We start from the raw sequence: 23,899 nt of genomic DNA on the forward strand, positions 1-23,899 counted from the left end.
CATGAAAGAGCCAGAGAAGATAGGGAATACTCTAACAATTAATAGATAGAGAATGGGAAGTACTTAGCGTTGATCTTCTGGTACGTACCGTCCGCTAGGATTTCAGCCAAAGCTTTGTTGATCTTATCTTTCAACTCGTCGCCTTTACGTACGGCAACAGCGATGTTGTCAGTTTTCAAGAAAGCATCACCTTTAAACTCAAACTTGTCGCCATCTTCTGAAGTTTTCAACCAGTTGTAAGTCGGAAGCTCATCAGACAATACGATGTCTAGACGACCAGCAACCAAATCTAGATAAACATTGTCTTGGTTATCGTAGAATTTAAGATCCGCTTTACCTTCAAAGTTATCTTCAAGGTATTGAGCACCTAGTGTCGCACGCTGTGCGCCAATCACTTTGCCATCAAGGTTTGCAAGATCAAAAGCTTCGCCAGCACGACCCATGAAGCGCAAGCCACCAGAGTAATACTTGTCAGTGAAATCAACGACTTTTAGGCGATCTTCTGTAACAGACATAGATGCGATGATGGCATCGTATTTTTTACGTTGTAACGCAGGAATCAAACCATCCCAATCTTGGGTATGAATTTCACAATCCGCTTCCATACGAGCACACAGTGCACGAGCGATGTCTACATCGAAGCCCTGTGGGTTACCTGCGTTATCAATAAAGTTAAATGGTGCCCAAGCACCTTCTGTAACAAATTTAACCTTGTCTGCAGCGTGAGCTGAAAACGAAGAAATAGCAGCACCTAGTAACAATGTTGAGCTTAATGCAATTGTTTTTAATTTCATGGAATGGTTCCTTATTATTTAATTGTTTATCTTTTATATCAGACCGTTAAGCGAATCGCCACGGCAAGTTTTGCTAAAAAACGCTTGAAATGAACGCTTTACAACGCTCAGAATCTGGCGAACCAAACACCTTATCCGGTGTTCCTTTTTCTTCTACAACACCTTGATGCAAAAACACCACATCGCTCGACACTTCACGAGCAAAATTCATTTCGTGTGTGACGATTAACATAGTTCTGCCCTCGTCAGCTAAGTTACGCATAACACCCAATACTTCACCCACCAGCTCAGGGTCTAGGGCTGACGTCGGTTCATCAAACAATAGCACCTGAGGATCCATTGCCAGCGCTCTGGCAATCGCTACTCGCTGCTGCTGTCCGCCGGACAACTGGTTAGGGTACATGTGTTTTTTGTCGGCGATGCCCACTTTATTTAACAGGTGCTCAGCGTATTCATACACTTCATTTTTAGGGCGTTTAAGAACGTGAAGGGGGCCTTCAACCACATTTTGCAATATGGTCATGTGAGGCCAAAGGTTAAAACCTTGGAAAACAAAACCGATTTGTTGACGCATTTTGGTGAGTTGGCGCATGTTGTTAGGCACCAAGTCTCTTTCCCCTGTTACCAGATCAAGCTGATCACCATTAAAAATGATATTTCCTTTGGTAGGATTCTCCAGCAAGTTTATGCAGCGTAAAAACGTACTTTTACCTGATCCACTGGAGCCAAGAATGGAAATTACATCCCCATCGTAGGCCTTTAGAGAAATGCCTTTAAGCACCTCTACATCACCAAACGTTTTATGAATATCAATGAGCTCTAACGCTGGGGTTTTCGACATTTTTTCATACCTTCTTCAGTGTGCTTCTAATGTGGTCAGTTCATTTAACAGTGATTTACCACAATCTGTTTTTTATTTTTGTGCGTTTATGCCCAGAGTGCTCAAACACAACCTTCATTTCGCGATTAAAAATATTTAGCAAAAAACACGCCATTTTAGCAAAAAATCTATTTTAGATCATCTTCGCCAAAGCTGCCGCTTCTTCCTATCCGATTGAATCGTCACAGGTTCTTCCCCTGTAACATGCTTACGCTCTTTTCTTGGCGTAATACCAAAAAAACCTTTATAGGTGGTACTGAAGTGCGGTGCAGAACCAAAACCACATTCAATACCCACTTCAGTAATAGACTTATCTGTCTGAATCAACAACTGCTTGGCATGTTGCAAACGCATTTCCAAATAATATCGAGATGGCACAATATTCAAATTTTGCTTAAAAAGCCTCTCTAGATGCCGGCGAGACACGCCTACATGATAGGCTAAATCATCCGTGGACAAAGGCTCTCTGATATTCGCTTCCATCAATTGAACCGCATCAATTAGCTTTGGTTGGCCATTGCCTATTCGCGTTTGCAATGGAATGCGCTGCGGGTCCTCATGTGAGCGTATACGTTCACAAACAAATTGCTCAGAAATACTACTGGCCAGTGTCATACCATGCTGCTTGCCGATCAAAAAAAGCATCATATCCATGGCGGCCGTCCCACCACTGCAAGTAAACCTGTCGCGGTCCACTTCAAACAGATGATTCGAAACAATGGTCTCCGGAAATTCATCCCTAAGATGGGCCAAACTCCACCAATGAATGGTGGCACGGTAGCCATTTAATAGACCAGATTTGGCAAGTAAATGGCTGCCTGTACAAATACCGCCTAGCCCAAGCCCTTTTTTAGCCTGACCAACTAGCCAAGATTCTAAAGTTGGACTTTCGTTTTTCGTTATGGGGGACACCCCACATACAAAAATGGCGTCCAAATCACTCGGCACATTACTTGTCATATAGTCTGTAACCGTGGAAACACTGGTATTAGAGGCTATCTCTTTCGATTCATGACCTATAGTGCAAAACTGATAAAGCTCTTTTCCCGATACCCAGTTTGCCATATACAAGGTTTCAATCGCCGAAGAGAATCCCAACATAGAATAGTTAGGCAAGAGTAGAAAACCGTATTTAAGAGGCTTTTTACTCGCCAGCATGATTTCTCTTGATGCAAATTCGCGCTCGTACAAATTATTATCCTGTGACATAGGAGTAAAAAAGAAGTTTATTTCGTTTAGAATGGATAACAAAGGGTTTTCTAGTTTGTTTCAAGGCTTTTTTGCCCTTTAGATCCAGATACAGGAAAGAAATGTCGCATTTTGAAAAATAACACCCTATCAAAGTCGTGTTTTTTTCATAATAATTCAAATCACTGTCCTGAATGAAAACTTTCGCTAACTGGTTTTGACAACTAGCATTATTCGGCACACCACTCATGAGGATGAGTTCTAATGACTAATCACAAGAAAAACGAATTAATCGAACGCATTGGAATTGAAATACAAGAAAACTTTAATGCGCAAGAAGCTCAAAATATTATTCAGCTCGCTCATTTATACTTCCAAGACTCCTTAGCGGAAGATTTAATAAATGAATCGATTGAAAACCTATACGGCACGGTTGTGTGCCTATGGGACTTCATGCAGCAACGTCCAAATAATGCGCCCAAGATTCGTGTCTATAATCCGAATTTTGAAGAACACAGCTGGCAATCGACTCATACTGTTATCGAAATCCTTACCGATGACATGCCTTTCTTGGTGTCCTCTTTCAACATGGCGCTGGTACGCCTAGGGCACACAATACACTTTACCGCTCACCCATTACTTAATGTCATTCGGGACAAAAAAGGCGACCTGACTTGTCTTGATAAGAAATCAGACACTCAAGAGTCTTTAATGCGTTTCGAAATTGATCACCTATCTGATGTGAATCAGATGGAATCAATCAAAAATGAGCTATTAAAGAGCTTGGGCGATATTGTCACAACCGTCGCAGACTGGCCAGCCATGAAAAACAAGCTGGACGATATCGTAAGTGAATCCGAAAAACTTGCTCACCTTAAAAACAGTGAAGAGCACCAAGAAAACTTGGACTTCTTACGTTGGGTGGCAGGCAACAACTTCACCTTCATTGGCTTTAGAGCTTATGACCTAACGGTTGAAGGTAACGAGACTCACCTTAAATTAGTCGATGGTTCAGGTCTTGGAACTTTCCGCGATCTAAATGATAAAAAAGTAAAACGTGACATCGTCCTACAAGACCGTCTTGCGGAATTGGCGATAGACCCTAGCAACATTTTGATCTTGACCAAATCTACGGCAATTTCTACCGTACATCGCCCTGTTCACCTGGATTACCTAGGCGTTAAACGCTTTGATAAGAAAGGCAAAGTGATTGGCGAATGGCGCTTCTTTGGTCTGTACTCTTCCGCAGCCTATGTGGCGCGTCTGCAAGATATTCCACTGTTGCGCAAAAAGCTCGATCATATTGTTGAGCGTGCAAACGTTGATCCAAACAGCCACAAAGGCAAAAACTTAAAGCATATTCTAAACAGCTACCCGCGTGACGAAATGTTGCAAGCGCCAGTGGATGACTTATACGACACGATCGCAAGCATCTTGGCCATCCAAGAAAGACGCCAGCTTAGGGTCTTCTTACGCAAGGACATTTACGGACGCTTCCTCAATGCTCTTGTGTATGTGCCTCGTGATCGTTACAACACTGAATTGCGTATTAAGATGCAAGACATCTTGATGAAAGCCTGTAATGGCACCAGTTCTGAATTTAACGTGCAGTTCTCTCAGCTAGTGCTTGCTCGGGTAAACTTTACCATTCAGATCGCTGACCCTAAACAAAGCCCAAGCATTGACGTTGATGATATTCAACGCAATATGCAAGAGGCCATGAGTTCTTGGGAAGACAAACTACTAAGCGCCCTACATACCAGCCATGGTGAAGAATCCGGCAATGAGTTGTTTACTACCTATGCTCATTACTTGCCTGCTGCGTACCGTGAAGATTTCTCACCCAATACTGCCGTACTGGATATTGATCGTCTTAGCCAATTGGCAGGTGAAGGTGAGATTAGCACTCACTTATACCGTCAAGTAGGTCAGTCTAAGAACAACTACTTCTTTAAAGTATACGGTTCTGGCACCACGCTTGTTTTATCTGATGTATTGCCAATTCTAGAATGCATGGGGTTACGTGTTCTTGAAGCACGCCCTTATGAGCTGGATCAGAACGGTGATGGTAAAGCAAATACTTGGGTCGTTGAATTTGCCATTATCGTGGATTCTGACGTAAACCTTGAGAAAAGTGCTCAGCGTGAAGCTTTCCAAGACGCCTTCAATCAAGTGTTCCGCCGCCGTGTCGAAAACGACCGCTTCAACGCTCTGGTACTAGACGCCTCTCTTACTTGGCGCCAAGTCACTATGCTGCGCGCATTAACCAAGTACCTAATGCAGCTACAAGTGCCTTTCTCTGTGCAATACATGCAACAAACGTTGGAGAAAAACGCCAACATCACCCGTTTACTGGTGCAATTGTTCGAACAACGTTTTGATCCGAGTGCAACCGCTAAGCGTGGTGAAAAAGTTGATAAGTTACTGGATAAGATCACGCAAGAACTTGATCAAGTCGCCAACCTAGATGAAGACCGCATTCTGAAACATTACCTGTCTGTTATTCAGGCAATGTTGCGTACTAACTTCTATCAAGCCGATGCGAAGGGTGAAATTAAGGATTATGTGTCCTTTAAACTAGACCCGACCTTGATCCCTGCGGTGCCGCTGCCTCGTCCTAAGTTCGAGATATTTGTCTACGCACCTTGGGTGGAAGGTGTCCACATGCGTGGCGGTAAAGTCGCTCGTGGTGGTCTGCGCTGGTCTGATCGTATGGAAGATTTCCGTACGGAAGTACTTGGCCTCGTGAAGGCACAAATGGTGAAAAACGCCGTTATCGTACCTTCTGGTGCAAAAGGTGGTTTTGTTGCTAAGCAACTGAAGAAAAACGCTTCTCGTGAAGACATTCAAGCGGAAGTTGTACATTGTTACACCACCTTCATTAGTGGTTTGCTAGACATTACAGACAACTTGGTACAAAACGAAGTAGTCGCTCCGACATCCGTACAACGCTACGATGAAGACGACCCATACCTAGTTGTCGCGGCAGACAAAGGCACAGCAACTTTCTCAGATTTAGCCAACAGCATCTCTGAAAAATACGGTTTCTGGTTAGGGGATGCTTTTGCGTCTGGTGGCTCAAACGGCTACGACCATAAGAAGATGGGCATCACGGCCCGTGGTGCATGGGAGTCCGTTAAGCGTCAATTTAAAGAAATCGGCGTAGATTGCCAAACCACTGACTTTACCGCAGTGGGCGTGGGCGACATGGCCGGTGACGTATTTGGTAACGGCATGTTGCTGTCCAAACACATTCGTTTGGTGGCGGCATTCAACCACATGCACATCTTCATTGACCCAACGCCAGACTCAGCGACCTCTTTCCTTGAGCGTGAGCGTTTGTTCAATCTTCCTCGCTCTTCTTGGGAAGATTACAACAAAGAGCTGATCTCGAAAGGTGGTGGCATCTTTAATCGCTCGGCTAAATCGATTCCAATCAATGCCGACATTCGCAAAGCATTGGGCATTGAAGGCAACGTAAAATCCATGGCACCAACGGATTTACTTAACGCCATCTTGAAAGCCCCTGTTGACCTATTGTGGAATGGTGGCATTGGTACTTACGTTAAAGCAGAAAGCGAGTCTCATGCTGATGTTGGCGATAACGCAAACAACAGTCTTCGAGTGAACGGTAAAGAGCTGCGTTGCAAAATCGTTGGTGAAGGCGGCAACCTAGGTTTGACTCAACAGGGTCGTATTGAATTTGCCCAAAACGGCGGTTTAATCAGCACCGATGCAATTGATAACTCAGCCGGTGTGGACAGCTCCGACCACGAGGTAAACATCAAGATCTTGTTAAACCGTGTGGTTGAAAACGGTGACATGACTGAGAAGCAGCGTAATTCATTACTGGCTGAAATGACGGACGAAGTGGGCAACCTAGTCTTGCGTCACAACCGTGGCCAAAGTCATGTGTTGTCCTTGGCTAATGCGCAAGCACCAGAACGTCTAGCGGATCACTGGCGCCTTATCTTGTCCTTAGTACGTGAAGGTCGTTTGAACCGAGAAATCGAGTTCTTGCCAAGTGATGCACAGATTAAAAAGCGTTTGAACAAAGGGCTTGGTCTGACTCGCCCTGAAATTTCAGTGCTTTTGGCTTACTCGAAAATCAAGTTGTCTGAGCAACTGGTAGAAGATGGTATTGGTGAAGACGAAGATCTGATCACTCAGATCCACCAGTATTTCCCAACTCAGTTAACGAAGCGCTTCTCTGACCAAATGGCGTCTCACGCACTAAGTCAGGAAATTATTGCTGGTCACGTTACCAATAATCTTGGTAACCGCATGGGGCCAACTTTTAGTACTTACATGCAAGACGAGACCAGTGCGTCGGCGTTGAACCTAGTGCGCGCTTACATGGCAGCAGAAGATATTTTCGACATTCCATCTTTGTGGGATGACGTCAACGCCCTGGACTTTAAAGTACCAAACCAAGTTCTGAACCGCTTGCTCATTCGTATCCAAAACCTAATGGAACGCGCAACCTTATGGTTACTGCGCAACACTCGCGAGAGTTTGTCTATTCAGCGTTTGAAAGACACCTACAAACCTGGGGTGGAGATCATCAGAGCGAATATGCAGGCCATCTTAACGGAGCCTAGCCAAGCCCACTTGACTGAAATCATTTCAGGTCTTGTTGAGCAAGGTATTCCAGCGGAGCTTGCGGAAAGACTTTCTGCTCTGCATTACCTCTTCTACGGTTTAGACATTATCCGCGTAGCGAGTAATACAGAGAAAGAAGTGCTCGATGTTGCACAAACCTACTTTGCTTTGGAAATGGATCTAGAGCTGCACTGGTTACGCCATAGCGTTAATGAGTTGCCAGCCGATGATATGTGGCAACGCCGTGCCAAAGCAGGTTTGGGAGACGAAGTGGATAACGGTTTGCGTACGCTGACCCAAGAAGTTATTCAGTCCAGCGCTCAAGTAACAGATCTGAACCAACGCCTAGAACATTGGCGTGAGCTGAACAGTGACAATATCAAGCATTACCGTACCACCTTTAGCGAAATTAAAGCTGGCTCGGAACTAACCCTTGCTATGGTAACCGTTGCTATTCGTGAATTAAGAAATTTGATATAACCCACTAGGCGGTCGGAAATTCCGACCGCCTAATTAAAAGAGGTATCTAACGTGGCACAAGAAGTAACAAGAGCAACCTTTGATGAGGTAATGGTCCCTAACTACGCACCTTCTGCGATTATTCCTGTTCGTGGTGAAGGCTCTCGCGTGTGGGACAAAGACAATAAAGAGTATATCGATTTTGCAGGTGGTATTGCGGTAACCGCTCTAGGTCACTCTCATCCGACTCTTGTTAATGTCATGCGTGAACAGGCTGGCCAACTTTGGCACCTATCTAACGTCATGACCAATGAACCAGCTTTGCGCCTTGCAAAAAAGCTGACTGAAAAAACCTTTGCTGATCGCGTATTTTTTGCCAACAGTGGTGGCGAAGCAAATGAAGCGGCTTTCAAACTTGTACGCCGTTACGCTTACGACCATTTTGGCCCAGAAAAACACGAGATCATTGCCTTCAATAAGTCTTTCCACGGACGCACGCTGTTTACCGTTTCTGTTGGCGGTCAAGCTAAGTACAAAGAAGGCTTTGAGCCAACACCTGGTGGCATTAAGCATTGTGATTACAACAACATCGAGCAACTAAAAGCACTTATTAGTGACAAAACTTGCGCCGTTGTTATGGAACCTATCCAAGGCGAAGGCGGTATTATCCCTGCCGATGCAGAATTTGCTAAGCAAGTTCGTGAATTGTGTGACCAACATAAAGCACTGTTAGTGTTTGATGAAGTTCAATCTGGCGTTGGCCGTACTGGTACTCTTTACGCTTACGAACAACTAGGCGTCACTCCTGACGTACTGACCACAGCTAAAGCGTTGGGCAATGGCTTCCCTGTTGCGGCCATGCTAGCAACAGAAGATGCAGCAAAAAGCCTAGCATTTGGTACACACGGCAGTACTTACGGTGGTAACCCTATGGCTTGTGCCATTGCGGAAGCTGTCATTGATATTGTCGACACACCTGAAGTGTTATCTGGTATCCAAAAGCGTCATGACCTATTCGTTAAAGGCTTAACGGCTATTAATGAGAAACACCATGTCTTTAAAGACATTCGTGGCCAAGGCTTGCTCATTGGTGGCGAAGTAGTTGATAGCTTAGCGGGTAAAGCGGCTGAGTTCATTAAAGCTTCAGCGGCAGAAGGTTTGTTCGTTCTGGTTGCGGGACCAAACGTGTTACGTTTAGCGCCGTCACTTATTATCCCAGAAAAAGATATCCAAGAAGGCCTAGCTCGATTGGAAAAAGCGGTAGCAGCCGTGATGGCGGCTCAATAACCCGCACGTTACAAAAGCTACAACAAATGAAAAGCGGGCTTCGGCCCGTTTTTTTATAGCCAGACCATTACTTAACAGCATTCCCCTCTCCTAACTAACACTTGTCCTAGTTTTTTACAGATTCCTGATCAATACCGTGATTGTTCTTCACCTTGTGGTAGTTTAAGCTAACTATCATGCGCCATTGAATTAGCCTCAAATCAATGGCTTAACGGTATTTAACTTAAAGAGAAGCCAAACTGTGTTTCGATCCTTTTTTCCAAATCCTAAAATATTTTTTCTAAGTTTTGCCGGTTGGGCGCTTGCCTGTGTACTAGGTTGGTATTTAGCCATTCAAGACTTAGGGCACATTCTTAGTCTTGGCTCATTGTTTGGCGTTGAGTTTCCACAAGCCTTAGCAGAAGGCGCTGACGCCGCCTCACAAATGGCCTATCAAGCCTCCTATCAAAGTGCCTTAGACATCTGGCTCTACCAATATATGGCCCTGTGCTACCTATTATTTGTCGGTGCATGGCTGGTAATTGGCGGACAAAAATGGGGGAAATGGTCAATCATTGGCTCGGCACTCATTGTCTTTATTACTTGGTTCCAAGTACAAGTCAGTGTCATGCTAAACGAATGGTATGGCGGTTTTTACGACCTTATTCAAAAGGCCCTTGGTAACCCTCAGAGCATTACCTTAGGGGAGTTCTATGGGCAGTTATCTACCGTGGCGATCATCATCATGGTCGCAGTGACGGTGTCCGTCTTTAATAACTTCTTTGTTAGCCATTATGTGTTTAGATGGCGTACTTCCATGACCGAATACTACACATCGAAATGGCAACAAGTACGTCAGATTGAAGGGGCATCCCAGCGTATCCAAGAAGACACCATGCGCTTTGCCAGCATTATGGAAAGCTTAGGGGTGCGTTTTCTTGATTCCATTATGACTTTAATCGCCTTCCTACCGATTCTTTGGGCCTTATCGGATCATGTGAAAGTACTACCTATTATTGGTGAAGTGCCCCAAGCCTTAGTGTTTGTCGCCATCATCTGGTCGATTTTTGGTACTTTCTTATTGGCCGTGGCTGGTATTCGCTTACCCGGGCTCGAGTTTAAAAACCAGCGCGTTGAGGCGGCTTACCGTAAAGAACTTGTGTACGGGGAAGACTATGCCGACCGAGCGGAGCCGGCGAAATTATCCGAACTCTTCTTCAATGTGCGTAAAAACTACTTCAGACTGTATGCCAACTATCTGTATTTCAACGTTGTTCGTTACAGCTATTTGAACGTCGGCCAATTCGTTCCTCTCATCGCCTTGGCACCATCCATTGTCGCCGGCGCCTTTACCCTTGGCATAATGCAGCGAATCCTAAATGCCTTTAATCAGGTTGAAGGGTCTTTCCAATTTCTAATTAATTCATGGACAACAATTGTTGAGCTTATGTCCATTTACAAACGTTTAAAAGCCTTTGAGTCGGCGATTAATGATCAGCCGTTGCCTGACATTGATGCAGACTATCTGGAATCGCATGACTCGCTTTAGAAGTCTCTAGACATAAAAACGCTCCTGACCTCATGAAGATCAGGAGCGTTTTATTATGAAAAGATTATTGAACTACACGCGAATATTGATGTGCTGTCCTAGAACATCTGTTGTGATATGGGCTCCACTGCTTGCTGGAGGAGTAATCGGCTGAACCGCTGCGCTCTCAATCAAGGATAAAGATTGCTGGCCTTCTTGCTGCTGTGCAGACTTCGCCAAACTTGCGCTATAAGCCTCACTTGCATAGGCCATTGCCTCACTGCCAATACTTGCCATAAAAGCCCCCTTACTCACAAAATTTGCTGTTAATGAGAACAGTATAACCGTTAATTGATCATTTTACGAACAATTATCCGCATCACTAGAAAGGACGAAGGCCTGCCAATATTCACTGACTAGCGCCTGATTCTCCGCAAGCGCCTCATCTTGCACCACTCGCCCTTGCTGCTGTAATGTTAAACGGTGTGCTCTAGCTCGATAAAGTGTATAGATTTCAATCATCTTCAGAGCTTTTTGAGTGTCCAGCAGACCAACCTTAGAAGCGCTTTCTAGTTGACGCACGTTATCGGAAAAACGCATAAGTTCGGGATATTGATGAGACCAAGCAAGCACAATAAACTGCACCATAAATTCTATATCTATAATGCCGCCGGCTCCCTGCTTCAAATCAAAGCCTTTATCTCTACCGCCAGTGTCTAGATGAGCTCGCATTTTTTCACGCATCTTGATGACCTCTTCTTTCAACTCAGAGACATTCCTCTGGATGGAAAGCGTGTCTTTTCGGCATTTTTCAAAGCGTTCCAAAAGCCCTTGATCGCCCGCAAGCCCCCGCGCTCTGCTTAGGGCTTGATGCTCCCAAACCCAAGCCTCTTTGGCTTGGTATTCTTTAAAGGACTCAAGGCTGGCCACCAGCAAGCCAGAATTTCCAGAAGGTCTTAAGCGCATGTCTACTTCATACAAGCGCCCAGCACCGGTAAAACTGGTCATCATGTGTATAAGGCGCTGGCCAAGGCGGGTATAAAAGGTCAAGTTATCCACACTTCGCGCGCCATTGGTCATGCCATTTGACTGGGCATCATAGATAAACACCAAATCTAAATCCGAGTCATAACCCAGCTCCCAACCACCCGATTTACCATAGCCAATGATAGCAAGCTGTGGGTTCTGCTTAACCTCGTTATCACTCACGGGATAGCCATGTTTTTGAACCAAATGATGCCAAGACTGAGAAAGCACTTGTTCGAGCAGAACTTCTGCCAACCAAGTCAAATGATCACTTACCTTCATTACAGGCAAAATACCAGTGATATCACAAGCGGCGATACGCAAAGTGATGGATCGCTTAAAGCGCCTTAAGGCATCCATATGGGCTTCTTCATCGTCTTCAGGTAGTCGCAACACAATTTGCCTTAACTCGTCCTCTAGCATGGCTTTATCCGGAGGAGAAAACAGAGTATTGGCGTCCAGCAATTCATCTAAAAGTGCCGGAGTGGCTGAAATCGCCTCGGAGAACCACACACTTTCACGACATAAACGGATAAGGTGAGTGATCGCTGTAGGGTTTTCACACAGTAAAACCAGATAAGCCGTGCGGCGCAGCACCGCCTCTAAAATAGGCAGTATCCTTTCCAAGACAAGATCTGGGCGCTCCTCATCGGTCAGTTTTGCCATGAGAGCCGACATAAATAAAGCTAAACGCTCCTGACCTACCGCTTGCATAAACACTATGGTTTTAGAATTAAGCAATTGCGACAATCGGTTCACGACTTTATCGCTATCTTGCCAAGTAACCTCGGCAATGGCATCCAGTATGCTTTCTTTATCTTCTGGTGTTTTTAACAATAATCGCCAGCTTTCTTGGCTTTCTTTCTCACTGCTGGACTCTTCCCCATCATCAATCAAATCGACAAATTGAGCATGAACCTGCTTTCTGACTTGCCACAATTGGTCTTCTAGCGCTTGCCAAGAAGAAAAACCTACCATGATGGCCAGAGCAAGACGCTTATCTGGATCCGTTGGCAGCAACTGGGTTTGTTCGTCGTTCATCCCCTGTAGAGCATGCTCGGTACGGCGCAATAATTCATAGGCATCGATCAGGGCTTGCATATCTTCAACAGAAAGGTAATTTTGTTGTGCCAGATAAGGCAGCACAGTCAATAAAGATGCCTCTTGTAGGCCTTGGTCACGACCACCATGCAATATTTGCAGGGCCTGAACTATGAACTCAACCTCTCGAATACCACCCTCGCCCAACTTTATATTGTGTTCAATGCCTTTACGGCGAACTTCTTTCGCGATCATTTTCTTCAGATCACGAAGCGCCCCTAGGGCTCCAAAATCTAGGTATTTTCGATACACAAAAGGTTTACGTAATGCCTCGAAATCTTGTACCCCCAGTTCGCCACCCGCCATCACACGGGCTTTGATCATGGCGTACCTTTCCCAGTCTCGACCTTGGTCTTGGTAATAGTTTTCAAGAGAGTCTAAATTCAGCACTAAGGCCCCAGATTGGCCGAAGGGACGCAAGCGCATGTCCACTCGGAACACAAAACCGTCCGCTGTGATTTGATCTAAATGCTGGATAAGCTTTTGCCCAAGCTTAGTGAAGTATTCTTGATGAGATAGGCTTTTCTTGCCGCCTTGGGTGTCGCCATGTTCATGAAAAGCAAAGATCAAATCAATATCGGAGGATAGATTAAGCTCATAGCCCCCCAACTTACCCATGCCAATAACTATCATGGCTTGTTCTTGACCTTGATGATCCAACGCACTGCCATATAGGGCACGGTAATAATGCTGACTCCACTGCAAGCTCGCATTCACACACACGTCAGCTAGCTCGCTTAAGTATCGAGTGAGATCACATAAGCTGATTTTTTGTTCTATATCTAAGGCGATCAGGCGTACCATCCACCACTGACGATACACTCGCAAGCACTTCATGAAATCCGCTTCACTGATGCTATGAAAATCTATGTCTACAACATCGTTTTTCAGCTCAGAAAAATGCGCTTCTCCCTCTAGTAATGAGGCAATCGAGGGCGAACTTGGCAAGACCGAAGTCTTTGCCAGTTCGTCCAGCCAGGCAGGGTGACGCAAACACTGTTGGTGCACATAGTTGCTTAACAGCCAGATGGGCTCCAAATCCTTAATCTGCTCATGATCCAGCTCTATTAGACCCTGTCTTTGCCTAGCATCTTGTAGGCTTTGTAATAGTAGGTCACGGTTCTGGGTTAGATCGCAAAGCTCTTGAAAAGCGGGATTCATTGCTGGGGTCATCTAGCCGACTTCCTTATTTTTATAGATAGATAATATTAAACACTTTGTTTATTGAGCCATAAACCAATTTCAAGCATAGCAAGGCCAGTTTCTTTCATGCCGGCAAAGGCCAGTAATGTTTCATGGCTGGTTTGGCTAACCACTTCAGTTTCAAAATGCATGGCTTGCTGTTCAAACAAACGATCAAGTCGCACTAACGGCTCTTGTAGGTCTTTAGGTAGGCAGCGTCCTAATTGAGCCATCGAATCCCTAACGGGCTGAATCAGCACCTCGTCTTTCATAAAGAACATGGCTTCCCAATACACTAACCAGACTTCATACCAGTAGGCGGCTAATGCCACAGGCTCTAAATTGCCTTTAGGCTTATCGGGAAAATCAATATGCCCATGCTGTAAACGGCTGCCTTTCTGGGCTTTTGAAACCACACTTACTTGTACTGGCACATGCTCCGCAATGGTTCGTGCAAACTTGTACAGCCCAGCTTCGTCACCACTTTTTAGCTCTAACTCTAATTCACTGATGGCATCTTCACCGTAATTAGACGTTACGCTACCTTGGTCGCAGACCACTTCCATAACACAGTTAGCCGCCTCTACTAACCAAACTTGGCGCTGAAAATCCGTACGAAAGACTTCCACCAGCTGACGCCCCCAAGCCATATCTTGCAATACAGCCGGCAAAGGTACTTCTTGCAGTAAGCTCAGGTCTAGTTGGTCATTAGCGAGCTGCCATTCCCACTCGCCGCGGGCGTGCATTCCGATACGGCTACTACCACGGGTTTTGACGGTTTGAATGTATTCTTGATTCACCGCTCGAATACGCAAAGCGATACCGGACTCTCTGAGTAGAGATTCCTTGGTGTCATAATAGCCATTCATCAAGGCTAATGTACTTTGGCGAGCCGAGGTGGATGTTGTATTGCAGTATTGATCTAAAAACTCACTCGCCAGCTTAAGATGTTCGCTATGCACCATTAACTTAAGCTCTAATTCCGTTGCCATTCTCTATTAACCTCTTTGAGCCTTGCTCTCAATAATGCACAAAGCTACTTAATGTAGACTCACGAATTCGTGAATTGAACTCGCTGTTACTGAGTCTTTTCTCTAGTTGTCTGTTGAGAAAACACCTGTATGCCTTCCCTATCTCAAGTCTATCAGATACCCTGCTAGGAGTCGTAATATTCGCATTCTACTCGGTTCAAGGAGAATCGTATGAGTCAAACGCCATCGCTCATCAGCATGATGTCTCAGCTTATTGCCAGCCCCTCTATTAGTTGTAGTCAGGCACACTGGGATCAGTCAAACAAAGGCGTTATTGAATTACTCGAAAGCTGGTTAGCTTCACTCGGTTTCCAGTGTGAAGTCATGCCCCTTCCCGACCAACCGAACAAGTTCAACTTGATCGCCACCTTGGGTCATGGGGATGGCGGACTGGTACTCTCTGGCCATACCGACACAGTGCCCTATGATGAAGGCCGCTGGCAGTCTGACCCTTTTAAACTCGAAGAAAAAGACCAACGCCTATATGGCCTAGGCAGCTGTGATATGAAAGGTTTTTTTGCCATTGTTATCGATACAGTTCGCCAAATGGCCATCACTAAAACCTCTCAGCCACTGATCGTTCTGGCCACGGCAGATGAAGAAAGCTCCATGTCTGGCGCCCGCGCCTTGGTGACACAAAATAAGCTAAAAGCGCGTTACGCTTTAATCGGTGAGCCCACCTCCTTAACCCCTATTCATGCCCACAAAGGGATCATGATGGAGCGTATTCAAGTGACAGGACAAGCAGGCCACTCTTCCAACCCGGCCCTAGGCAACAATGCTCTTGACGCCATGCATGCGGTAATGTCTGAGTTGATGACATTTCGTGCAGAGTTAAAGCATCAATATCGTGATGCAAACTTTGTTATAGACTACCCAACAATGAATTTTGGTTGTATTCATGGAGGCGACAACCCCAATCGAATTTGTGGCAGCTGTGAGCTTGAGTTTGACCTTAGAGCCTTACCCGGCATGAGCAATCAGAGCCTGATGGCAGAGATTTCTCAGCGACTACCAGGCATTGAGAGGAAAACTGGCACAAAAATCCAACTTAATAGCCTTTTCCCAGACGTTCCCTCTTTTTACACACCGACAGAATCCGCTATTATTAAGGCTTGTGAATCCTTAACTCAACGCCATGCCAGCACAGTGGCATTTGCGACGGAAGGGCCATTCTTAAACCAGCTAGGGATGGAAACACTTATCCTAGGGCCCGGCTCGATAGATCAAGCTCACCAGCCTAACGAGTTTATGGCAATTGACCAGATTCAACCCATGCAACAGGTTATCCGCGGCTTAGTTGAACGCTTTTGCCTGTCGGAACAACATCAGAACAACGAGGAATAGCGTGTCTGACGAACTAAATTATGTAGACTGGTTTCGCCATTCTTCCCCTTATATCAATGCCCATCGGGGTAAAACTTTCGTCATTCTTATCCCTGGCGAAGCGGCTGAGTGCGAGCATTTTTCCAGCATCATTCATGACTTAGCCCTCTTAGACTCACTGGGAATTCGCCTTGTGTTGGTACAAGGGGCTCGTCCGCAAATTGACAGAGTCTTATCCAAAGGCGAACAGCTTAATCAACTAGGTGGCGAGTACCGCGTAACGCCACAAGAGCAGCTATTAAATGTTATACAAGCTTCTGCAGCCGTTCGGGTGCAACTTGAAGCCCAGCTTTCCATGGGGCTTTCCAATACACCTATGGCGGGTGCCCGCTTAAAAGTTTGCAGTGGAAATTATGTGATCGCACGTCCTCTTGGGGTGGTGGAAGGCATTGATTACGGCCATTCCGGAGAAGTTCGTCGCATCGATACGGAAGCGATTTTTCGCCTGCTTGAAGATGACAACATGGTGCTACTGCCTCACCTTGGTTTTTCGCCAACCGGAGAAGTGTTTAACCTAAAAAGCGAAGACGTCGCGGTGCAAGCCGCCGTGCAACTGAAAGCCGATAAACTAGTCATTTTTTCCGAAGAAGAAGGGATTTTCACCCGTGACGGTGAGCTTTACTCCGAATTGTTGACTAAAGATGCGGAAGAGATTCTGCAAAGCCAAACTCTTTCTTCCAACACCCATGCCTCTTTGAGCGCATGCGTTATGGCGGTACGTCAGAATGTTCCTCGCGCGCACCTAATTTCCTACAACATTAATGGTGGCTTAATCCGTGAGCTTTTCACTCGTGAAGGTTCCGGCACCATGATAGATGAAGACAGCTACGAGCAGCTTAGACCAGCCAACATTGATGATGTAGGCGGCATGATGGCTTTGCTTGCCCCTTTAGAAGAAAAAGGCGCCCTGGTGAGACGCTCTCGGGAACTTCTCGAGAATGAGATTGACCGCTTTATCGTGATTGAAAGAGATGGCGCTATTGTTGCCTGCGCCGCCCTTTATCCGTTCGAGTCCGAAAACGCGGGAGAGCTTGCCTGCCTGGCGGTATCCCCCAACTACCGCGGTGAAAATCGTGGCGAGCGTTTGCTCAAGGGAATAGAACAAGCAGCCAAAGAGCTTAAGCTGACTCAGGTTTTTTTGCTGACCACTCGTACTGCTCACTGGTTTATTGAACATGGTTTTAGTGAAACCAGCCTAGAACAGTTACCTGCCCAAAAGAAAGCCCTGTATAACTACCAGCGTAACTCTAAAATTTTCGCTAAGAGTTTATAAGCCCTCAAGCGAGCGTATTCTCTGCACTAAAAACAAAAATGGGCCTCGTTCTAAGAACGAGGCCCATTTTTAAAACGTGTAGAGGTTACCCTTCTATTTTGAATGGGATAAACATTGGGTAGCCGCCACGTATCACTCGCATAGGTACGGAGCGATTATTCGGAATACTTTTCGCAATGGCTTTGAATTCCGTAACGCCTTCAATGCGCTGGCCATTCAACATGGTGATCACATCCCCTTGTTGTAAACCGTTACGTGATGCCGCACCACCAAGCACTTGCTCAACCACAACACCGCCTTCGATGTCTAAACGAGCGGCCACATCACTTGGCACTTCCCCCACCTTCATACCAAGACGTGTAAGCTCTTTTTGCGCTTCAGTAGGTGAGCTACCATCTTCAGAGCGTGCTTCTAAGATGACATCGATATTCTGCTCTTTGCCGTCACGGTAAATTACAGCGGTAACTTCATCACCAGCTTTCATTTGACCCACCACATAAGGCAGCTCGCCAGAATGTTCGATATCTTCGCCGTTAAAAGACAAAATGATATCACCAGATCTTAAACCCGCTTTTTCAGCTGGAGAATCATCCATTACTCGACTGACTAACGCGCCTTGTGGACGGTCCAAACCAAAGGACTCCGCAAGTTCATTATTGACGTCTTGGATCAAAACACCCAGCCAAGCGCGAGACACTTTACCGTCGACTTTTAACTGCTCAACAACGGACATAGCCACTTTAGATGGGATAGCAAAAGACACCCCCATAAAACCACCGGAGCGTGTATAAATTTGTGAGTTAATGCCCACTACCTCGCCATCTAGGTTAAACAAAGGGCCACCAGAGTTACCTGGGTTAATAGCCACATCCGTTTGGATGAAAGGCACATAACTGTCTGATGGCAAGTTACGACCTGTCGCACTCACGATGCCTGCAGTTACTGTGTAGTCAAAACCAAACGGAGAGCCGATTGCCAACACCCATTGACCCGGTTTTAACTTATCGGACTCACCCATGGTCACAGTGGGTAGATTTTCTGCTTCGATTTTCAACAGCGCCAAATCGGTACGAGGGTCCGTACCCACCAATTCCGCTAAATATTCACGGCGGTCATTAAGGCGCACATGTATAACATCCGCACCATCAATGACGTGATTATTGGTCAGTACATAACCGTCTTGCGAAATAATAAAGCCGGAACCTAATGAATTACGCTGTTTTTCTTGTGGCGCTTGTTGCTGGCCAAAAGGCTGCTGACCAAAGAAATGTCTAAAGAATTCATTAAGCTCCTCACTGTTCGGCGGTAACTGACTTTGTCCATTACTGCTTGCGGAAGCATTTTTAACCACCGTCTCGGTACTAATGTTCACCACGGCAGGGGAAGCTTCCTCTACCAAATCAGTGAAATCAGGTAACTCAGCGGCATGGGCGAACATAGCAAATGTCATGACAACGCCGACAATTCCTAGGTTCATTTTTTTTAGCAGTCTGTTCATTGAATGGTCTCCTTAAAACGTACCAAGTTCATTACAGTGCCAGGTGAAGTCTTTTTTATACTCATGGGGTAAACAACAAGGGCACTTGTTCCCCATGAGTTTGTTCAATTCGTAATACTTTCGGGTAAAAGTCAGGGTTCGTCGCTTGCAGCTTGGCTTTATGCTTGGCAAAGGCAAGTCCTGCAATGAAACCTAGAATAGATAAAACCACTGCAATGCCTGCACTACCGCCCCATAAGGAGGGTAAAACAGCGCCAATCACCAAACCTAGCAAAGGCACCATATACATCCACATAGACGCTTGTAATAAGGTGTCTTCTGGGATTCCTACGATGACTTTTTGACCAACACTGACTTGCAGCGGATCAATCGCTTTCATACGCATGCGGTTCGTTGATGACACCTGAGCTATGGCGTGATGGCCACAAGCATGACGTGCCCGACAAGCAGTACAGCTGCTCGTGCGTATGGTTTCAACTTCCGCATAACCTGCTTCCGTTGCCAATACCGTTCCGGACTCTTCAATCATTCTTGTACCCTAGGCATAAACACTGACATTAATTTTGTAATCGTCACTTCTGGCACTTCACCTACCATAGTCAGTAGATAGAGTTGATCGCCAACTTTGATGCTGCGCTCGCCAGCAAGGGTTGCTCCCATGCTCAATACCGTCATGGCTTTAGTTTTCATACTGGGCTCAACAAACACCGACAAGGTTGTCATGCCGTCGGAAAGCAGCAACATGCTAGTGCCATGATTTAGCGCTCGGGCTTGAGGCCAAACAGGTTTAAAGCCATCCGGTAACCAATCAAATTTCCACTGATTTTTAATAGGTCGAGCAGGCTCTTCATGGACTAGCTCTGAGTAAGTACCTTTTTTGGGGGCAAAATCTTCGGCTTTCAAGTCTGTATCGAACTTTACCGAAGTGAATTGCATTCTTTCTAGCGGTTCACCCGATGTGGACAATGTCACATGTTTTAAAAGGAAATTATTCTCCACATCTAGCCAAAACACATGCTCATAACGGTACTCATCTTTTGGCTCTAAGGTGATTTCAACCGCTTCCCGACCAGCAATACGAGCATGCTCTGGGGAAACCACAAAGTCATACCCTAAAGCTAGCTGATCGGCCGGCAAGTTTTCAAAATGTTGCAAAGAGGTGAGTAAAGGGCCTCTAGAGCTGGCACTGTTTTTATCGGGATAAACACAAATAACTCTATCCCCCACACGCAGCACTTGCACACTATCACCATCCAAATCCAGCAAGCTTTCGTATTCAACCCCATCAATGAGTTGATGGCGCACCTGAATACTATTAATTTGCTTTGGGTTAGCGTAAATGAACACCCCTTCATAATTTAAAGCAGCAAAGGCTTCCGTCATATGTTTCAGTCTTGCAATGGCGTCAGCGGCGCTCGCTTGTGCAAAAAGCTGAGCACTACTGATGCAAGAAGTGATAACAATGAATAAAACGACGAGTAACCTCATAGGTCTACCTTATTTCTCTTCAATCGGGTAACTAACAACACGAGCCATAGGTATCATCCCTTGCCCTGCTGTTCTCGCGGCTTGCTCAGCATGCTCACGCAAATAGTTTTTTAAGCGCAAGCTATCAGCTGGCAAGGGTTTGTCTGCCAACTCTGCAATGGCCACAACATCACTGGCCAGAAATTGTTCTTGGGGCGTTTCAGCCTGAACAATATTGTTGTCTTCTGCTTCAGGGTTAATTAAATGATTTCCCCCTAAAATCACCACAAAGGCGACACTAGCGGCAACCGCTACACCACTAAACCAACCACGCCATACCATAGCTTTTGGCTGAGACGTCGCTGACTTTGCCGACATAGGCAATACATTTGCCGCGAAATCCTCTTCATTGTCTAGACGGTCACGAATCTGTGCCGCTAAATTTAAAGGCTCACCTTGCCACACAGAGTCTCTGTGTAAGGTTTGTCTAATCAACTGATGACTTTGCAGTTTTTGATTGAGCTCATCGGGGTTCTCTTGCAATAAAGCATCAAGGTCTTCGACGCTTGCTTCACCGTCAAACATCGCCGATAAGCGACTAATGTGTTTATCTTCGGATATGCTCATGGCTTATCTCCTGTATCCATAAGTGGACGTATGTGTTTTTCCACCGCCTCTCTTGCACGGAAGATCCTTGAGCGTACAGTACCAACCGGACACATCATTATTTGCGCGATATCTTCATAGCTCAGCCCTTCAAATTCACGCAGAGTTAAGGCCTCACGCAATTCTTCTGGCAAGGCTTTAATGCTGGCATGTATCGCGGTTTCTAGGCGATTACGATTTAAATTGGCCTCAGGGGTCGCCACATCAGCTAAGGCATCATGGGCACAAAAGACCTCTTCGTTATCAAGCTCTATATCCGAACCCGGTGGTCGACGAGAGCGTGTGACTAAATGGTTTTTGGCGGTATTGACCGCAATACGATACAACCAGGTATAAAATGCACTCTCGCCGCGGAAGTTACCGATGGCCCGATAGGCTTTAATAAAACTTTCTTGCGCTACGTCTAACGCTTCATGTCGGTCTTGAACATAGCGACCAATCAGTGCGATTACCTTGTACTGGTATTTACTCACTAATAAATCAAATGCACGCTTATCACCCTGCTGCACTTTTTCAACTAACGCCTGATCTGAAGACGCTTTTTGCTGCATAGACACCTCGTTCCGGAACTGTTTTTATCTGTGTCCTCTGCTCTACTTAGGAAGTAGACAAACAAGAGTGCAACTAGTTCCAACAGAATTTGATAAAATTCACCAAAATAGCCCTATGAAATGACACCTATTTCATAGATTTTTAGCCAGCAGCTAAAGAAAGTATTCTCTATTGCACAACAACAATAGTAACATTAATGGCTTACTCTCCTACTAGATCGATATCATGAGCCAGCATTTCAAACAGGACATTGTCATCATTGGCGCAGGCGCTGCCGGACTAACACTAGCGCTGGAGCTCGCCGACACCCATCGTGTTGCTATTTTAACGAAAGCAGATATTCGTGAAGGCTCAACACTGTACGCTCAAGGTGGGGTTGCCGCTGTGTTATCCGATAAGGATACGGTGGATTCTCATATTCGGGATACCATAGATGCTGGCGTTGAACTCGGCGATCCTGAGGCTATTCGTTTTACGGTTGAACACTCGAAAGCCAGCATCGACTGGCTCATTGATCAAGGCGTACCTTTTACTCGTTACGGCTCAGGGGATGAGTATCATTTAACCAAAGAAGGCGGTCATAGCCATCGACGCATCATTCACAGTGCCGATGCCACAGGGCGCGCCATTTCTAAAACGCTGATCAAAAATGCGTTGAATCACCCAAACATTCAGTTTTTCCCAGATCGTGTGGCCATAGATGTGGTCACTACTACCAAGCTTGGTATCCCTGGAGAAAGCCGAGCCATAGGTGTTTACGCGCTCAACTTAGAAAACGATTCCATTGAAGTCTTTAGCGGCAATCACATCACCCTTGCCTGCGGCGGAAGCAGTAAAGTTTATTTGTACACCAGCAACCCTGATACTGCCTCTGGGGATGGTATAGCCATGGCCTGGCGTGCTGGCTGTCGTGTTGCCAACATGGAATTTAATCAATTCCACCCGACTTGTTTGTACGATGCAAAAGCCAAAACCTTCCTTATCTCTGAAGCGGTTCGAGGAGAAGGTGGCAAGCTGTTGCTACCCGATGGTTCGTCTTTCATGCATAAGTTCGACCCTCGTGGCGAGCTGGCACCTCGAGACATAGTTGCTAGAGCCATTGACCATGAAATGAAACGCCTAGGGATTAATCATGTCATGCTGGACATCTCCCACAAAGACGAGCATTTCATAAAAGAACACTTCCCAAACATCTATAAGCTTTGTTTGGAATATGGTCATGACATCACTAAAAAGCCGATCCCTGTGGTACCTGCGGCTCACTACACTTGTGGTGGGGTTGTGGTGGACCAACACAGTGCAACAGATGTGGCGCATTTATATGCCATTGGGGAAACCGCCTATACCGGTTTACACGGTGCGAATCGTTTAGCCAGTAATTCTTTACTTGAGTGTGTTGTGTATGCACGCTCTGCGGCAGAAAAAATCCTTAACAGCAAAGCGGCAGAGCTGGATATTTCCATTCCAGATTGGGATGAGTCGAAAGTAACCGACTCAGATGAAGACGTGGTAATTGCCCATAACTGGCAAGAGTTAAGACGCTTCATGTGGGATTATGTTGGGATTGTTCGTACGGACAAACGTCTATTACGAGCCAAGCACCGGGTCGATTTGTTGCACTCTGAGATCCAAGAGTTTTACGCCAACTATAAAATCTCCAGTGACTTGCTTGAGCTTCGAAACCTAGCGGTAGTGGCACATTTAATTATTAAATCTGCCATGTCTAGAAAAGAGAGCCGCGGCCTACACTTTACTTTGGACTATCCAGAGAAGCTTCCAAATAGCCAACCAACCATACTTACGCCAAAGCAATAACCACTCTATTTATGACGCTCCTGGTCTCCAAACAGCTTTTGCTGAGCGGCAAAGGAGCGCAAGATAGAATAGGCATGCGTGGGAAGGCTATCTTTGTAAATTAGACAATAGGCAGGCCAGATCACGTCTAATACTCGGTGGGGCCTAGGGTAGCGTGCAATCAACTGCAGTGAGTTGAAACGAAC

The 23,899-nt window shown here is 45.8% G+C and carries 17 protein-coding genes; 6 read left to right on the plus strand and 11 right to left on the minus strand.

Going from position 1 to position 23,899, the window contains the following annotated elements:
- Positions 1–38: 38 nt before the first annotated feature.
- From ACUM5Y_RS13775 to ACUM5Y_RS13785, 3 genes are all read right to left on the minus strand, one after another.
- Positions 39–794: a transporter substrate-binding domain-containing protein gene (locus ACUM5Y_RS13775; protein WP_445977458.1), complete on the minus strand. Its 756-nt coding sequence runs from the start codon at positions 792–794 to the stop codon at positions 39–41.
- 73 nt (positions 795–867) lie between these two features.
- Positions 868–1,635, minus strand: a complete 768-nt coding sequence (locus ACUM5Y_RS13780) for an ABC transporter ATP-binding protein (protein WP_445977459.1) — start codon at positions 1,633–1,635, stop codon at positions 868–870.
- Positions 1,636–1,812: 177 nt separating this feature from the next.
- Positions 1,813–2,832 carry a GlxA family transcriptional regulator gene (locus tag ACUM5Y_RS13785; RefSeq protein ID WP_445977500.1) on the minus strand — a complete coding sequence of 340 codons (1,020 nt, stop codon included), beginning with the start codon at positions 2,830–2,832 and terminating at the stop codon, positions 1,813–1,815.
- A gap of 294 nt (positions 2,833–3,126) precedes the next feature.
- Between ACUM5Y_RS13785 and ACUM5Y_RS13790 the strand changes: the two genes are divergently transcribed.
- The 3 genes from ACUM5Y_RS13790 (at position 3,127) to sbmA (ending at position 10,738) form a co-directional block, all read left to right on the plus strand.
- Positions 3,127–7,944, plus strand: a complete 4,818-nt coding sequence (locus ACUM5Y_RS13790; RefSeq protein ID WP_445977460.1) for an NAD-glutamate dehydrogenase — start codon at positions 3,127–3,129, stop codon at positions 7,942–7,944.
- A gap of 51 nt (positions 7,945–7,995) precedes the next feature.
- Positions 7,996–9,210: an aspartate aminotransferase family protein gene (locus ACUM5Y_RS13795; RefSeq protein ID WP_445977461.1), complete on the plus strand. Its 1,215-nt coding sequence runs from the start codon at positions 7,996–7,998 to the stop codon at positions 9,208–9,210.
- 241 nt (positions 9,211–9,451) lie between these two features.
- Complete coding sequence (sbmA, locus tag ACUM5Y_RS13800; protein WP_445977462.1) at positions 9,452–10,738, plus strand: peptide antibiotic transporter SbmA; 1,287 nt, start codon at positions 9,452–9,454, stop codon at positions 10,736–10,738.
- A 72-nt stretch (positions 10,739–10,810) separates the two neighbouring features.
- Here sbmA and ACUM5Y_RS13805 read toward each other — a convergent pair whose 3' ends face one another.
- From ACUM5Y_RS13805 to ACUM5Y_RS13815, 3 genes are all read right to left on the minus strand, one after another.
- Positions 10,811–11,014 (minus strand): hypothetical protein, encoded by a 204-nt coding sequence (locus ACUM5Y_RS13805; RefSeq protein WP_445977463.1) that lies wholly within the window; start codon positions 11,012–11,014, stop codon positions 10,811–10,813.
- A gap of 63 nt (positions 11,015–11,077) precedes the next feature.
- Positions 11,078–14,017: a bifunctional [glutamate--ammonia ligase]-adenylyl-L-tyrosine phosphorylase/[glutamate--ammonia-ligase] adenylyltransferase gene (gene glnE, locus ACUM5Y_RS13810; RefSeq protein WP_445977464.1), complete on the minus strand. Its 2,940-nt coding sequence runs from the start codon at positions 14,015–14,017 to the stop codon at positions 11,078–11,080.
- Between the two features lie 35 nt (positions 14,018–14,052).
- On the minus strand, positions 14,053–15,018 hold the full coding sequence (locus tag ACUM5Y_RS13815) for a CYTH domain-containing protein (protein ID WP_445977465.1): 966 nt from the start codon (positions 15,016–15,018) through the stop codon (positions 14,053–14,055).
- A gap of 210 nt (positions 15,019–15,228) precedes the next feature.
- Between ACUM5Y_RS13815 and argE the strand changes: the two genes are divergently transcribed.
- Together argE and argA are read left to right on the plus strand one after the other, a co-directional pair.
- Positions 15,229–16,404: an acetylornithine deacetylase gene (gene argE / locus ACUM5Y_RS13820; RefSeq protein WP_445977466.1), complete on the plus strand. Its 1,176-nt coding sequence runs from the start codon at positions 15,229–15,231 to the stop codon at positions 16,402–16,404.
- Between the two features lies 1 nt (position 16,405).
- The gene (gene argA, locus ACUM5Y_RS13825) at positions 16,406–17,716 is read left to right on the plus strand and encodes an amino-acid N-acetyltransferase (protein ID WP_445977467.1); all 1,311 of its coding nucleotides are present in this window, start codon (positions 16,406–16,408) and stop codon (positions 17,714–17,716) included.
- 85 nt (positions 17,717–17,801) lie between these two features.
- On the opposite strand, the gene ACUM5Y_RS13830 is transcribed toward argA, so the two are convergent.
- The 5 genes from ACUM5Y_RS13830 to rpoE all read right to left on the minus strand — a co-directional run bounded on the left by ACUM5Y_RS13830 (position 17,802) and on the right by rpoE (position 21,898).
- Complete coding sequence (locus ACUM5Y_RS13830) at positions 17,802–19,214, minus strand: DegQ family serine endoprotease (RefSeq protein WP_445977468.1); 1,413 nt, start codon at positions 19,212–19,214, stop codon at positions 17,802–17,804.
- A 61-nt stretch (positions 19,215–19,275) separates the two neighbouring features.
- Positions 19,276–19,743, minus strand: coding sequence for a SoxR reducing system RseC family protein (locus tag ACUM5Y_RS13835; RefSeq protein ID WP_445977469.1), 468 nt, complete (start codon positions 19,741–19,743; stop codon positions 19,276–19,278).
- Positions 19,740–20,702 (minus strand): MucB/RseB family sigma factor regulatory protein, encoded by a 963-nt coding sequence (locus ACUM5Y_RS13840; protein WP_445977470.1) that lies wholly within the window; start codon positions 20,700–20,702, stop codon positions 19,740–19,742. The genes ACUM5Y_RS13835 and ACUM5Y_RS13840 overlap by 4 nt, the downstream gene beginning before the upstream one ends.
- A gap of 9 nt (positions 20,703–20,711) precedes the next feature.
- The gene (locus ACUM5Y_RS13845; protein WP_445977471.1) at positions 20,712–21,308 is read right to left on the minus strand and encodes a sigma-E factor negative regulatory protein; all 597 of its coding nucleotides are present in this window, start codon (positions 21,306–21,308) and stop codon (positions 20,712–20,714) included.
- Positions 21,305–21,898: an RNA polymerase sigma factor RpoE gene (rpoE, locus tag ACUM5Y_RS13850; protein WP_445977472.1), complete on the minus strand. Its 594-nt coding sequence runs from the start codon at positions 21,896–21,898 to the stop codon at positions 21,305–21,307. The genes ACUM5Y_RS13845 and rpoE overlap by 4 nt, the downstream gene beginning before the upstream one ends.
- Before the next feature lie 226 nt (positions 21,899–22,124).
- Here rpoE and nadB point away from each other — a divergent pair, with 226 nt between their 5' ends.
- Positions 22,125–23,714 carry an L-aspartate oxidase gene (gene nadB / locus ACUM5Y_RS13855; RefSeq protein WP_445977473.1) on the plus strand — a complete coding sequence of 530 codons (1,590 nt, stop codon included), beginning with the start codon at positions 22,125–22,127 and terminating at the stop codon, positions 23,712–23,714.
- The last annotated feature ends 185 nt before the right edge of the window (positions 23,715–23,899 follow it).

It is taken from the genome of Marinomonas dokdonensis (assembly GCF_052747885.1).

Coding starts and splice junctions, on each gene's coding strand:
- ACUM5Y_RS13775 (WP_445977458.1), bottom strand. CDS start 794: ATGAAATTAAAAACAATTGCATTAAGCTCAACATTGTTACTAGGTGCT.
- ACUM5Y_RS13780 (WP_445977459.1), bottom strand. CDS start 1,635: ATGTCGAAAACCCCAGCGTTAGAGCTCATTGATATTCATAAAACGTTT.
- ACUM5Y_RS13785 (WP_445977500.1), bottom strand. CDS start 2,832: ATGCTGGCGAGTAAAAAGCCTCTTAAATACGGTTTTCTACTCTTGCCT.
- ACUM5Y_RS13790 (WP_445977460.1), top strand. CDS start 3,127: ATGACTAATCACAAGAAAAACGAATTAATCGAACGCATTGGAATTGAA.
- ACUM5Y_RS13805 (WP_445977463.1), bottom strand. CDS start 11,014: ATGGCAAGTATTGGCAGTGAGGCAATGGCCTATGCAAGTGAGGCTTAT.
- glnE (WP_445977464.1), bottom strand. CDS start 14,017: ATGACCCCAGCAATGAATCCCGCTTTTCAAGAGCTTTGCGATCTAACC.
- ACUM5Y_RS13815 (WP_445977465.1), bottom strand. CDS start 15,018: ATGGCAACGGAATTAGAGCTTAAGTTAATGGTGCATAGCGAACATCTT.
- argE (WP_445977466.1), top strand. CDS start 15,229: ATGAGTCAAACGCCATCGCTCATCAGCATGATGTCTCAGCTTATTGCC.
- ACUM5Y_RS13830 (WP_445977468.1), bottom strand. CDS start 19,214: ATGAACAGACTGCTAAAAAAAATGAACCTAGGAATTGTCGGCGTTGTC.
- ACUM5Y_RS13835 (WP_445977469.1), bottom strand. CDS start 19,743: ATGATTGAAGAGTCCGGAACGGTATTGGCAACGGAAGCAGGTTATGCG.
- ACUM5Y_RS13840 (WP_445977470.1), bottom strand. CDS start 20,702: ATGAGGTTACTCGTCGTTTTATTCATTGTTATCACTTCTTGCATCAGT.
- ACUM5Y_RS13845 (WP_445977471.1), bottom strand. CDS start 21,308: ATGAGCATATCCGAAGATAAACACATTAGTCGCTTATCGGCGATGTTT.
- rpoE (WP_445977472.1), bottom strand. CDS start 21,898: ATGCAGCAAAAAGCGTCTTCAGATCAGGCGTTAGTTGAAAAAGTGCAG.
- nadB (WP_445977473.1), top strand. CDS start 22,125: ATGAGCCAGCATTTCAAACAGGACATTGTCATCATTGGCGCAGGCGCT.